The following is a 14,164-nucleotide window of genomic DNA, read 5'->3' on the forward strand; positions in this document are numbered from 1 at the left end:
AACTTCTCCTACCTTGCTTCTTTAAAAGCCTAATCAAGAACCTTGAGAGAACAAGCTTGATTGAGAATTGGCTTTATTAATAGCTTGTTCCATTGCCGTGAATTGCTTCCAATAACGTGCTTCGATATTTTCTAATTTGCTCTTCCAAGTGCTAATTCGACTTTCTGTATCAATTAGATTTTTTCCGATTGCATATTGAGCGTCCGTCATCGTAGAGCGCCCAGCTTTTTTCTCAATAGTAATTTCTAAAGATTTCATCGATTCACGTAACTTGTCTAAATAACCACGTGTATCAACAGTTTTTCCGTCTACGACATCTTCTTTTTTGCCTTCACTATTTTTAAATAGCTTTTCGACTGCATCCGGATCTTCTTCTAATGCTTTTCGTAATTTTGTTTCATCAATTTCTAATGTACCGCCATCATTATAGTTTTTAGAAGTCGTAATTCCAATACTAAATAACGTATTATATTTAGAATCAATCCCTGGATTAGATTGATACACTAATGACCGCATATTAGACAATCCTTCACGAATAAGAGTATCCCCGCGAAGTAGACCACTCTTGGCCTTTTCTTCCCAAAGCTTAATCTCACTTTCAGACATATCTTCTTTTTGTTCGCTAGTTAATGGCGTAAAATCGCGATATTTAGTTTCTTTCGTTTGATCAGTAAAATCTTTAATTAGACCGTTATAAGTAGTAACAAATTCTTTAATTTTAGCCATGATATCGTCAACATTTGTTGTTGATGTCATCGTCACTGCTTGTGCTTTTGGCGCAGCATTTACTATCGTATCATCTACACTGCCATCAGGTTTTAAAATACCTGCTGCATCAGCATCTGCTTTTGCCGCATTTTGCGTACTAGTAGCTTCATTTAAACGTGTTTGTGCAGCTTTTTCTTCAGCATCTGCAGTTAAGTACTCTGAGCGTTTAATATTTTGATCCGCTAGGTCAGAAAATTGAGCCTTTTTTTCAGGTGATAAATTATTCCAAATTTCTTTTTGTTTCTCTGTTAAATCTTCAACCTTTTTAGAACCATCTTGCAAACCTTTAATCAGTGCATCTCCGAATTGACTATATTTTTGTTTTAAATCGTCAGCCTGAGCTTTTTCTTGATAAGTTTTTAAAGTTGCCGAATCAGTTGCTATTAAATTAGTTAAATCATCTTTACTTAATGACTTTAAAGCATCCTTTACTTCTTGTGAAAATTCCGTATTATCGTCGATATCTTTATGAATTTTTTCAATTGAATCATTACTGTCGTATGGGAAGCGTTTTAACGCATCAATGGCGTTTTGGTCAAAATCTTTTAATTTTGTTCCGTATTGTTCGTACACTGCTTGAGCTTTAAAATCAGTGAGTTGATCCTTGTTTGAAAATAAAACATCTAGCACTTCATTAGATAAACCTTTTAATTTCGCTTTGCTTTCATCACTTAAAGAGCTGCCGTCAAGATTATCTTTGATATCTTGTACTGATGACTGATTTTTGATGAAATCTATTTCATCTGTTGAAAAAGACTTCCATGCATCTCTTCCAAGTTTGTTGTATTGCACTTGTTGTGATATAGATAGCGATTTACCGAAAGCATCCGCATAAGCTGTTTCGTGTGCTTGTGTGTAACTATTAATATTACTAGCACCATAAGCATTTTGTTTTGTTGTAAGATTTGCTTGTTTATTTGCTAAATTAGTAGTAGCATTTTTAAATTCTTCCAAGGCAGCCTTATATTTATCTGAAATTGTTTGAAGGCCATTAAATGTATCTTTTAAAGTGACATTATAACCCGAGATTGAAAACGTATTTGTTGTTCGTTCTGTTGCTATACCATTCACAGTGAAAATAGCATTTTTCCCTTCAGTATTTTGAACCTTATTAGGATCAGCAAATCCTAACTTATTGAAAATGTCTACCCCACCTGTAACTTTAATTTCGTCATCGCCTTTAACATCACCAGTGTTTTTGGCAGTAAATGAGAATCGACCATTTTCAAATACCGCGCTAATTCCTGCATTACTAGTATTCACTTTACTAATAAACTGATTCACAGTCATATCAGAAGTAATTTCAATTTTTGTTGCTTCACTTGCTAATTGCCCATTGCTCTGAATAGCTTTAAACTCAATCGTCCCCGTTGCCCCTAAATCAGACATTTTCGTCGTACCTATAGCATTTACTTGGTCACCAACTTTACGAGCTGCTGTAGCTAATTGCGAAACACCCTCAATTGAAAGTGTTCCCGCAGCACTTCCTGTTGCAGTTGCAGATACTAGATTAGAGTTTGTACTAGCTGCTGTTTTAGAAAGAAAACTTTTTAAGACTAAATTATCAGCAATGTAAGTATCAAATGTTTTTAATTTTGTATTAACACTGCGATATGCGTCACGCTGCCACTCATACGTTTGTTTCTTTTGATATAACTTGTTTAATGGCGCTTTTTCCGCAGTCATTAATTTTTTTACTATTGAATCTATATCCATTCCTGATGCTAATCCACCGATTCTATTTACCATTATATTTTCCCCCTAAATATATTTATATCTTTTCGTCTACAATCATTCCTAATAACTTTTGCATTTCATAAAATGCGTCTAAAAGTTGTTTTGGCGGAATTTCTTTTACGACTTTATCTGTTTGGGTATCAACAACCTGTACGAAATAACGATCTAAACCGTCATGCAACACAAATTTAGAAGCATTATGATTTACTTGTAAAAACTCATTTACAGTGTCTACCGCATTTTGAAGCTTGTCTTTTGATATTTCTTGGTCTTCAGCAGTTGGTAGTTCTCTTGATTGCCCTACTGACTGCGATTTAACAGTTGTCATCGGGAGTTCCTCTGAACCAACTTTTTTAGAAAATGTTGATGAAGTTGCAGTTCCTACATCTGTAGATTGTCCTTGAGCTGCAATACGCATGATATGTAACCTCCTAAACATTTCTTATTCTTATATTTAATATCGGAAGTTTTTAGGAATGTTTCACCTTTTTAAGGTAACTACTTTCTAAAGCACATTTCTCATCAAAAAAGCCTTTGGTTCAAAAGTAAGCCCGAATTATAAAAAAATAGGCGCACCTTTTCGGTACGCATCACGAATAGCCGTATATCATTGATTTTTTTATCAGATATACGGCTATTTTATTTTCCACATGCAGCTTGGATGTTTTTTGACCAAGGCATGTAAAATTTCTAGGTTTCGGTGGATATCCAGATTCGGTAGATCCATCATTAACTTCATCAGATATTGATAGAAGTCCATACCATTTGCTTTGGCCGTTTCTGCGATGCTCAAGCAGATGGCGTTTGCTTTTGTACCTGCTTCACTGACAGAGAAAAGCCAATTTTTTCTCCCTATGACGTTGGGACGAATGGCATTTTCAGCTGGATTATTATCGATTTCAATACGCCCATCATTCAAGAATGCTTTCAGACCATTCACTCGATTGAGTGTGTATTCCGCAGCCTTTGCAAGCGCATTTTTTCCGTAGAACGGCGATTTTCCAACCCAATCCAGAAACTTTTCAATGATTGGTTTCGAATGCTTTTTACGTTGTTTTCGACGATTCCCTGGAGACATGTGCTTAAACTTACGTTCAAGTCGATATAAATCATCGCAATATTTTACGCCGATTTGCCCGTTTTTACTATCCGCCTTCAACCAATAACGACGAACATGTGCCCAACAATTGGCGAAGGTTACACCTTCTAGTTTGCCGTAAGCAGAATAACCATCACAAACAATTGTGCCAGTATAACCTTTCGTAAAATCTTCAAGGACAGACCGAGCTCGTGATAACGAACTCTGAAATAGAATAATCGTGGGACCTTGGCTCGGCACACTCCGGTAAACCCAATTATAGGCATTCGATTGACCGGACTTTCCATCCGAACGCTTAAGTATTTGTGCATATGTTTCATCGACATGTAAAACAGATTTCGCCATCATGATTGATTTCATTTGTTCGTATACAGGTAATAACCAATCCCTGCTGCGCGAATGACCCAGTTTGAAAGGTTTTTATCATTCGTATGTAAGCCATGACGTTCCCATTCCTTTATCTGACGGTAAAGAGGTAAGTATTGGACAAATTTATCATAGATAAGTTTTACCAGAACACTTGTGCCTGCAATACTACGTTGAATGGCAGGTTGTGGCGCCTTCCCACGTTTAATCTGCGCTTTTTCTTATGTATTTTACGTACAACTGTATAGGAAATTATGTGAGTGCTTTGTTCTTCTGTGTGCTCAGAATCACTAAAAGACGGATCATCATCAAATAATGATCCTTGCCCGTCTGGTGCAGTGTATTTTGATTTCTCGGTTTTCGATCAGTATAAAAGTTTTGTTAAATAGCGTACTTGTTCAGTTAGCGCTTCAATCTGTTTAGATAAGTCTTTGTTTTGTTGCTTCATATAATCAAGTTGTTCTTCAAGAAGTTTAATTACTTTATCATTGTTAGAAGAAGAGTTCACTAAAACATTCACCACTTTCAGTTCGTATAAGATTTTCATATTATACCATTTGAGCTAGTGAATTTAGAATACACCTTTTAGTGATTTTTGAATTGCCTTTGGCTGTTGTAATGATAAACCTTTTAGTAGCCAACGAAGTTCTTGTTGCGAAAGGTTCCGTACTTCATTTTCATCTTTCGGCCATTGGAGTTTTCCACCATCTAAGCGTTTATAAAGTAGGGCGAACCCATCCCCATCAAAATACAAACATTTATATCGATCTTTACTCAGACCGCAAAACAGGAAAACCGAATCGCTGTAGGGATCAAGTTCGAAAGAATCTTGAATCAGTGTAGCTAAGCCATCAATGCCTTTTCGCATATCCGTCTTCCCACAAACGATGTAGATATTTTTCACGTTAGTAAAATCGTGTTTCAAAGAAGTTTCAACTCCCTCATCACGCTTTGAATGATGTGCTCATCTTCGCCATTATAGAAGGCAATTTCCACCGTTGCTGTTTTAATCGTACATGTATTAATGCGGGGATCTTCTGTTGGGTTGACTACAGAGGGATTTTTAAGTTCGGGATATAATGTGACGGGGATAATCGTTAATTTTTGCTGTGGCATATGAAAGGCACCTCCTTTAATTGATACCTTTATAGTACCGGGAGGTGCTGCGTGTTTATATGCGTTATTTGAATACGGGCTTACGTTCAAAAAGGGTTTCTGAACCAAAGGCTTCGTTATATTTTTTCGATTTACATTACATATATTAAAATATTAATAATATAACATTTATCAAATCTTATTTTTAATTACTAATCATTACAAACATATGGCCCATTGTCGTATAACCCGCAGTTACCATACCCTCACGAACGCCTTGCAAATAAGATGGGTTATGTTCAATGATTTTGGCAAGCTGTTGTACACATTCGATGAGCATTTCTTGTGTTAATTGTTGTTGCTTTGCTGCCATTCCAATTAAATGCAACTTAATAAGCGTAAAATGGACAACAAGCATCATATAACTTTCGAATAGTGACTGATAATCATATGGGAATAAGTTTTTAAATACATAATTGACAATATAATTTTCTAACATGTATTCATGTTCTTTCATAAACGGTTCATATATATTAGTATAGGATTCTCGATAGGTAGCAATCGTTGATTCCATATCAACAATTTCATTTTTCTCATCTTCTTCCAACGCTAATCCTTCTAATAATTGTTGAAGAATCGTTACATATTTTTTAGAAGTGATATCACCAGTTATACGAAAACGAATTAATGCACGTGCTAAATTCAGTTGGAAATTTAAGTTACCCTTAATATCTTTTAATGATTCAATAAATTCATCATTATTTAAGCAATTTAAATAATCTTGCATAATCAATGGTAACTCATATTCCAACTCATCTGGCTTTAATTGTTCAATTTTTTGTATAAATAACCCTAAAATAATTAAGCGAATTTCAATTGGTTGTTGTCTACTTTGAAGAAGTTGAATTGAAAAAACTCGCAAATCCCAAAAATGAGGATGTTTTTCTAATAAGAGCTCCCTACTCATTAGTCCACGCGTATTTTTTGGTTCTTCTGCCTCAATAAAACCTAAACCTTCTTTACGTAATAAAACAATTCTTGCTGCCTCTGGGCAAGATAATGTTAAGCTTTTTTCTGTTACATGACCAACTTGTGTGAGATGCCGTGGATAAATGGCACATGTATTACATAAAAATTCTTCTCCTAATTCTTTATGAATACTACATAACCCACCATCTAACATCATATGACACTTTTTATTTTCGTCTAAGATAAACTTTGCATAATTAGAATCATCATGTTCTTTACGATTTCGTTTCACATATTTAAGTAGTTTATCTGCCATCTCTGGCTGACGCACTTTTCGATACGCTTGATATGTTTTCTTTTCAACTACAATATTCCAACCGGCACAACACGTATCTTCACAAGCACTACCTATACAACTAAAATCTTGTAGATATTCGGGTATTAATATAGGCCTCATTTTATCACATCCTTTTTTAAATTAAAAATTTCAAATTAATATTTTTTTCAATAGTTTTAAAATTAAAGAGTTGAATCTTCTATAATAATTTATTAATTGTCTTATTTACAGAATATTTCCGCCTCATTGTACTAAAGTTACGTTTTTAATTACATAACAACATTTTCTTTAAATCTTTTTAAATTTGAAATAAAAGCACTTATAATGAAATCTGTTCTTTTATTCTTTGCACAATATAATTAATCTCATCATCAGTTAAACGAGGATGTATAGGCAATGTTAGCGCTTTTTTATACCATTCCTCCGCCACTGGGCATAGTCCTCGCTCATAACCAAGGTTTTGATAATACGGATGCCAATAAACAGGTATATAATGCACATGGACACCAATATTTGCAGCGCGCATAGTATCAAATACTTGTTTCCGATTTGCTTCATCTAATTGAATCATATACAAATGCCAGCCAGATTCAGTATCCTCTAATTGCTTTGATATTGTAATTCCAGGCACATTTTTCAAGGCTTCATTGTACATTGCAGCAATTTCTTGTCTCCGCTTAATAAAATAATCAAGCTTTTTCATTTGTGAAACACCGAGGGCTGCCTGTAAATCTGTCATCCGATAATTATATCCTAATTCTGTCATTTCATAATACCAGTCACCTTGCTCTTTAGCATAAACTGTTGGCTCAATTCCATGGCTTCGGAACTTTAATAATTTTTTATAATAACTTTCGTTATTTGTAACAATTATGCCACCTTCTGCAGTTGTTACAGGCTTTACAGGGTGGAAACTAAACATTGTCATATCTGCCTGTGTTCCAATCTTACGCCCTTTATAACTAGCACCAAATGAATGAGCACCATCTTCAATGACGACGAGTTTATGCTCCCTCGCGATTTCCATAATTACATCTATATCGACAGGTTGCCCGGTAAAATCCACTGGAATAATTGCCTTTGTTTTCGATGTAATCTTTGAACGGATTTGTTCAGGATTAATATTATAAGTACGTTCATCAATGTCTGCAAAAACAACAGTTCCACCAACATAACGCACACAGTTTGCACTTGCAGCAAAAGTAATAGGAGAAGTAATTACCTCATCCCCTTCATCAATTCCAGCTGCGTAACAAGCACCATGTAAAGCTGCTGTTCCATTGCAAAATGCTACTGCATATTTTGATCCAACATAATCTGCCACAGCTTGCTCAAACTGTGCAATTTTCGGTCCTTGTGTTAAGTTTGGCGACCGCAATGTTTCTATAACAGCTTGAATATCATCTTCATCTATACTTTGACTGCCGTATGAGATAAATCGAGGTGAATCACTCATAGTAATAACTCCCAACTTAATGGTGTTCCCTTTTTCACGTCATACTTAATTGCTTTACCAATTACTAAATCATAGTACTTCGTTGGCAAACCAAGTCCTGGTCGAACGTTGCGAACATTTTGTTTCGTTAAAATATCACCAGCTTTTAAATCTTCACCAATATATAAAGAACGTCGGAATTTTGCTGATTCCTTTTCCGCATTTGTTGGTCCATAGCTCACATTCCCTAAACTTTGCCATGCACGCTCTGTTTCTTCCACTAACATTTTTAATTCATGTGGTTCCATTGAAAAGGCAGAATCAACCCCGCCTTCAGCACGCGATGTTGTAAAATGCTTTTCAATTACCGTGGCTCCAAGTGCCACTGCGGTAACCGATACGCCAACCCCCATTGTATGATCTGATAAACCTATTTCTGTACTAAACATTTCTCTCAAATGTGGTATCGTTACTAAGTTTGAATTGGCAGGTGTAGCAGGATATGTACTAGTGCACTTCAGTAATATGATTTGATTGTTGCCTTCTTCGCGAGCAGCACGAACTGCCTCATCTAGTTCAGCAGCTGACGCCATACCTGTTGAAATAATCATTGGTTTTCCTGTTCGCGCTACTTTTCTAATTAATGGAATATCTACATTTTCAAATGAGGCAATTTTATAAGCTGGTACATTCAATGTTTCCAGAAAATCCACTGCTGTCTCATCAAATGGTGAACTAAAAGCAAGGAGACCAAGTTCTTGTGCTTTTGCAAAAATCTCCTTATGCCATTCCCAAGGTGTATAAGCCTCTTTATATAAATTATATAAAGAATTCCCTTTCCAAAGATTCCCGTCCTCTTGGATGAAAAACTCACCTGTATGAACGTCTAATGTAATTGTATCTGGTGTATATGTTTGTAATTTCAGCGCGTCTACACCAGCTTCTGCGGCTAGCTCTACTAAATGTAATGCTCTTTCTAATGATTGATTATGGTTACCTGACATTTCTGCAATAATAAATGGCTTCGTATGACGGCCAATTTCTCTATTTCCTATTTTAATCATTTTATCAACTCCAATATTTTATAAACCCACGCATTTGGTTGCTCATTTTGAGTTAGAATAAGCCCTCGTTCACTTAAACCTTTAATTTGTACATTTTTTAATAACTGTTTGTAGGTTTCGGATGTCACATCACTATACCACCCCAGATTTATCACTATACCAAGTTCTGCAGCATATTCTGTCCCTTCCCTCTGATTACTAGCTACAATTGTACTCGATGAGGGCAGTCCAACATAACAACGTTCCCACGTCGTACTTCCCCCCGCACCAATAGCAAAATCAGCCTGTTGCATTAACTTTGCCATATAATTAATCTGACAATGATAATAATACCCACGCTCTTCACAAATCTTGCGAACTTGTTCCTTAAAAACATTACCATTTCCAATAACTACATCAACATGTTTAAACTGAAAATCCTCAAGTGCCTCCAATATTTTTATCGTCTCATTCGTTGGATCCGAACCGCCCATAAAAACGAGTAAATTTTCAATTTGCTCTTGCCTCTTGCGTAATAGTCGCCTTGCATCAATAAATTCATCACGCATAATTAAATATTTTGGACCTAATAGTTTTACACATGTATCAGACACTAAATCGTCATAACGCGACTCACAATTTGGCAATACATTGGGATCTAGAAGCAACTCGCAATCATGCTTACGGTTCGCTAAATCATCAATTACTGCGATTTTTTTGGTGAATACTCGTATTTTGGACTCCCATTCTTTATCAATCCCATAATGATCAATGATATAAAGGTCTGCTTGCTCAGCTTCAAAAATAATTCCGAAGCCTTCACTGATTACGTAATCAATTAGATTGCCAGGTAAATCTTGCATCCAAAAGATTACTTCACATCCATTCGGACGCAAATTTTTTGCAACTGTTAAACAACGCATGACATGACCACTACCGATTTCAATAGATGCATCTGTACGAATAATAACTTTCATCAAATCACCGGCTTTTGCTCGATATGAGCATTTAGTTTTGCAACATCTGGATTATCCTTTAAAAATCGAATGACATTTGCACTTGAAATTAAAGGGTTGTCGAAATGCTTCGCAACCTCATAAATGAGTTTATAGTCTTCATCTGTATCTAGCGTAATCCGTAGTTCTGGCGCAATTCGATTTGCTGGTGCTTTATATGTAACTGATTCAAACTCTTCTGCAAATTCGTAGGCATAATAAGTAACATGCTCACGATGTCGAGATTCTAGCCCTACTTTATGAATATATAAAAGCGCTTCATATGAAATAAGTTCTACCGCTAATCCGCGAGGTAATTGCCCGTCAATCAACACGATATCTTTACGTTCTTTTAGAATTAATTCTATAATTTCACTTGCCATTTCATAGTCAACAAATGGACAATCAGATGTTACACGCATCACATAATCAGGTTTGTATTGTTTTGCACATTGAACATAACGATCTAATACATCTTCTTCAGAACCTCTGAAATATGCAACTTGATGCTTCTCACACCAATTTGCAATTGCATCATCTTGTGGTAATATACTTGTCGCAACTATAACCTCGTTAACACCTTTGATGGCACGACAGCGCTCGATATCGTACCTTAACACATCTACATTTCCAAGTGGTTTTAAAATTTTTCCTGGCAAACGAGAGGAGCCCATTCTTGCTTGGATTATTACAATTGTTTTCATAGTTAAACTCTCCATTTATAAAATTATTACTTCCCTCGTAAACGATGTTAAGAAACTTTGTCCATCCCAAACACCATCAAAATTTAGCGCTTGCCCAATTGGTACAATCCGATCTATCCCTCGTGTTGAAATTGAATCTACTAATTCCACTAACTCGGGTTTCTCAAAACCAAAATATGCAATTGTTTGATCTTTATCGATTATAGTTTGTTCTAAGTCTATTAAGTTTTCAACTTCATACTCAAAAAACAAACCACCACCGCAATGCTGTTCACGTACATTTGCTGGTACGTCATTTAGCTTTATACGTGAAAAGTAAGTTATAGGTGCTACTTTTTCTACATAACTTTCAGCGGCTAATTGTAAACTAGTCGAATATTTTAATACTTGTGTCGCTGCTAATAACTCATGTTGCTTTATCTGGATTTTAAGTTCAAATGCCGTCCAGAAAGATTCTATTTTCTCACCTATCCAAACGACAAGTCTTGGTGATGAACATGCCATTTGGTCAAACCAAAACACATCGTTATAAAATTGCTCAAGTAATGCATCTAGAGCCTCATCATCTAACAGCTTAACTTTTTCAGAATTTAATATGGCTAATGAGAATCTGTCTGGAAATGCTAATTCATTTGCTATTGGCGCAAGCGGAATATTACGAATAGCTTTTACTGTTTCATCGCCTCCCCAAATAACACGTGTATGACATGCTAGACTAAGCACTTCCGTTGCATTCTCGTCATGTCCATATGTACAAATTATGATTTGTTCTGCTACCGATTTAAAATTCGGTAACTCTTCTAAGATTACTTGTAGTAACTCATTTATTTCCGTTTTACTTGAGATTCGAATGATGTTGCGATTCCCTGCAAGAAGTGACAGCATCCATGAATAAACGAAAATAGTATCAACATTTGAAGGTGCGATATGAAAAGCTGTACCACGCCCACGAACTACTTTTCCCTCAGTAGCATTTTCAAACTCTGCTTGCATTTGCTTAATATTTGATTTACGGAGCCAGTAACCTAATGCTACAACTTCGGGCATATATCGCATCCGCACAAAACGCTTCGATAAACTTTGTGTAAAAGCAATTATTTCTTCAGCAAAAGGTTTACTCAATTTTTGACTATTCAAGTTACATAGTGCATCATCAATATTTACATTTTTTGGCCAAAAAATTTTCACAAACGCACACCTCCTTGAAAAGTATCGCTACAGCCGCGTAATTCTGCCTTTGGTATACGCCCAACTACACTAAAATACTTCCCTTTCCATCCACATGGACAATCATCAACACCATGAATTGTGCCTAAATCCTCTGTCAATAAAGAATGACCTGGATAGCTTTTTGGTAATTCACTCACAACCTGAATTAACCCTTGTTGCCCTACAGGTAAAACATCAAACGTAATCGGATTGCGAATAATCACATCCGCATAGCTCGGTGCATGAAAATGTCCTTCACTACACTCCACAAAAATTGAACCGACCTGTTCAACCATGCCATAATAGTTATGTACTTCTTGAATGCCTAGTTGCTTACTAAGAAGGTGATTAAAAGTTAAAGCATCAACCGCCTCATCCTTAAGCTTTTTCCATCCACCCCCGTGAATCAGTACGCTATTATTAAAATTAATATTTAACCCTTTATCTCTTATTTCTTTATAAACGTATTGCCAAATCATAAATGTAAAACCAAACAGTAATATACGTTGCCCTTCGTATTCTTTTAAATACGCTTGTAAACCTTCAACATCCAATGTCATATCATCATTTAAAGCATAAAAGTGTTTGCGACCAAAATTAGAGAATCCTAAAATTCCCGCTCCACGTGCACTAAATGATTTACGATCCTTTAGCACAGATTTCGTATCTAACAGAATCATTGGCAAACGTTTATTACCTAAAATGGGTTTCATCACTTCTACAAGTGCTTTCGTCTGTGCAATCGATGTTTCTTTATCGAGATAAATTTTAGATACTTGCTGTCCCGTTGTCCCACTGGACGTTAACACCTTTACAACGTTCTCTTGAGAAACCGATTTTAAATTCATTAGTTTAAATAACTGCACAGGTAAAAAAGGTACTTCTTCTAAACAACTTGCTTCTAGTAATGCGTTGCTTTTTTCTAGCATTGATTTATATTCATGGCAGTTTTCGGTGTGCCATCTAGTTAGTTCATTTAATTTAACTACAAGCTCACTTTCTTTCTCAGCCTGTACTAAATGATAAGGGACCGTCATAAACAGCTCTCCTTTAGCTTCATATAATCGGTTTTGCCACTTACAAAACGTGGAATTTCATCAATCACCTTGACTTTAAATGCAGTTTTGTGAAGCTTATATAAACGTTCAATCGCTTCCTTTACTTGCTCAACAAAATCAGCTTGTTCAATAGCTACAATTAATTTATCGTCAGAACCAGTACAAGCTAAAGGTATTTGTAGTTCTTCTTCGAGTTTCTTTTCCACATCATCTAAATTAATGCGCAAACCAAATAACTTAATAAAACGCTTGATACGGCCTGTAATTGTAAAGTATCCATCTTCATCAACGATTGCTGTATCGCCAGTATAAAGTACCCCATTAAGTTCATAGTCTTTTGCTAAGTCTGCTAAATTCTCAGCGTACCCCATCATGACATTAGCACCTTTATAAATTAACTCCTCTGTTTCTGCATCTATAGAAAGTTTACCACCCGGAATAGCAATTCCAATTGTGCTGGACTTCTCTAATACTTTTTCATAAGGAATATAAGAAATACGCGGTGCAGCTTCAGTTTGACCATACATTATGTAAAATCTCTTATTTTGTTCTTTTGCATATTCTGCAAAATGCTTTACAAGCTTTTCATTTAATCGTCCACCAGCTTGTGTCATTGTCTTTAAATAAGGTAACTCCATTTTTGTAAAGCCGATACGTTGTAGCATTTGATATGTAAATGGAACACCTGCAATTGAAGTTGCTTTATGTTTTTTTACAAATTCCCAAAATGACTTCTCCATTACACTTTCATCGGTCAATAAAATTGAAGCACCTGCTAAAAGGTGACTATTCACAATCGACATGCCATATGAATAGGAAAGTGGTAGATTCATAATAGCTCGTTCATTTTGATTAATTTGTAGATAATCTATAATAGATTCAGCATTTACTCTGATATTGTCATAGGAAAGACGGACAAACTTTTGACTACCAGTTGTACCTGAAGTACTTAATAAAATTGCAAGGTCTGGATGAATATTTGTAACTATTTCTTTTGTTCTTATTAGTTGATTTTCGTTTTTTTCAAATCCTTCATGACTCTCTAATCCAATAATCCATTTCGGCTGATACGTTTTTATAATGTTCGCTAGTAATTCACGATTAATGCCTTCAGCAATCAGCATGACAGCATGCTCACTATTCATAGCTGAAATATAAGTAGCTAAAATGTCAATTGTATTTTGCCATAGTATCAATATTAACTCTTTACTTGTACTATGAAATTCAATTTTAGGAATTTCACTAAAAGCGTATGTTTGTTCATTTGTAATAATCGCCACATGATTACTTTTTAAATTAAAAAGGTTCATAAACTCGCTCCTTCTTTATAGGAAAAGGTGTGATAGCAT

Annotated in this window: 12 protein-coding genes and 1 pseudogene; all 13 read right to left on the reverse strand. The window is 35.5% G+C overall.

Annotation, left to right across the window (positions count from 1 at the left end; genetic code table 11):
• Nucleotides 1–33 precede the first annotated feature (33 nt).
• The 13 genes and pseudogenes from fliD to ACOMCU_RS20455 all read right to left on the reverse strand — a co-directional run bounded on the left by fliD (nt 34) and on the right by ACOMCU_RS20455 (nt 14,125).
• On the reverse strand, nt 34–2,517 hold the full coding sequence (fliD, locus tag ACOMCU_RS20395) for a flagellar filament capping protein FliD (RefSeq protein WP_421051208.1): 2,484 nt from the start codon (nt 2,515–2,517) through the stop codon (nt 34–36).
• Between the two features lie 22 nt (nt 2,518–2,539).
• Nucleotides 2,540–2,923: a flagellar protein FlaG gene (locus ACOMCU_RS20400; protein WP_421051209.1), complete on the reverse strand. Its 384-nt coding sequence runs from the start codon at nt 2,921–2,923 to the stop codon at nt 2,540–2,542.
• A 221-nt stretch (nt 2,924–3,144) separates the two neighbouring features.
• Nucleotides 3,145–4,517, reverse strand: a pseudogene (tnpC, locus tag ACOMCU_RS20405) (IS66 family transposase).
• A 24-nt stretch (nt 4,518–4,541) separates the two neighbouring features.
• A complete protein-coding gene (gene tnpB, locus ACOMCU_RS20410; protein ID WP_421051210.1) occupies nt 4,542–4,895 on the reverse strand; it encodes an IS66 family insertion sequence element accessory protein TnpB in 354 nt (117 codons plus the stop codon).
• Nucleotides 4,892–5,086, reverse strand: a complete 195-nt coding sequence (locus ACOMCU_RS20415; RefSeq protein ID WP_421051212.1) for a hypothetical protein — start codon at nt 5,084–5,086, stop codon at nt 4,892–4,894. Before ACOMCU_RS20415 ends, tnpB begins: the two co-directional genes overlap by 4 nt.
• Nucleotides 5,087–5,270: 184 nt before the next feature.
• A complete protein-coding gene (fliB, locus tag ACOMCU_RS20420; protein WP_421051214.1) occupies nt 5,271–6,491 on the reverse strand; it encodes a flagellin lysine-N-methylase in 1,221 nt (406 codons plus the stop codon).
• A gap of 199 nt (nt 6,492–6,690) precedes the next feature.
• On the reverse strand, nt 6,691–7,827 hold the full coding sequence (gene pseC / locus ACOMCU_RS20425; RefSeq protein WP_421051215.1) for a UDP-4-amino-4,6-dideoxy-N-acetyl-beta-L-altrosamine transaminase: 1,137 nt from the start codon (nt 7,825–7,827) through the stop codon (nt 6,691–6,693).
• Nucleotides 7,824–8,870, reverse strand: a complete 1,047-nt coding sequence (gene pseI, locus ACOMCU_RS20430) for a pseudaminic acid synthase (protein ID WP_421051216.1) — start codon at nt 8,868–8,870, stop codon at nt 7,824–7,826. Before pseI ends, pseC begins: the two co-directional genes overlap by 4 nt.
• Nucleotides 8,867–9,826: a UDP-2,4-diacetamido-2,4,6-trideoxy-beta-L-altropyranose hydrolase gene (gene pseG, locus ACOMCU_RS20435; protein ID WP_421051217.1), complete on the reverse strand. Its 960-nt coding sequence runs from the start codon at nt 9,824–9,826 to the stop codon at nt 8,867–8,869. Before pseG ends, pseI begins: the two co-directional genes overlap by 4 nt.
• A complete protein-coding gene (locus ACOMCU_RS20440) occupies nt 9,826–10,548 on the reverse strand; it encodes a cytidylyltransferase domain-containing protein (protein WP_421051218.1) in 723 nt (240 codons plus the stop codon). Before ACOMCU_RS20440 ends, pseG begins: the two co-directional genes overlap by 1 nt.
• 15 nt (nt 10,549–10,563) lie before the next feature.
• Complete coding sequence (locus ACOMCU_RS20445; protein ID WP_421051219.1) at nt 10,564–11,736, reverse strand: acyl-CoA reductase; 1,173 nt, start codon at nt 11,734–11,736, stop codon at nt 10,564–10,566.
• A complete protein-coding gene (locus ACOMCU_RS20450) occupies nt 11,733–12,794 on the reverse strand; it encodes an acyl-protein synthetase (RefSeq protein ID WP_421051220.1) in 1,062 nt (353 codons plus the stop codon). Before ACOMCU_RS20450 ends, ACOMCU_RS20445 begins: the two co-directional genes overlap by 4 nt.
• The gene (locus tag ACOMCU_RS20455) at nt 12,791–14,125 is read right to left on the reverse strand and encodes an AMP-binding protein (protein ID WP_421051221.1); all 1,335 of its coding nucleotides are present in this window, start codon (nt 14,123–14,125) and stop codon (nt 12,791–12,793) included. Before ACOMCU_RS20455 ends, ACOMCU_RS20450 begins: the two co-directional genes overlap by 4 nt.
• Nucleotides 14,126–14,164: the final 39 nt, after the last annotated feature.

Source organism: Lysinibacillus sp. UGB7, assembly GCF_049058285.1.
Taxonomy (GTDB): Bacteria; Bacillota; Bacilli; order Bacillales_A; family Planococcaceae; genus Lysinibacillus; species Lysinibacillus sphaericus_B.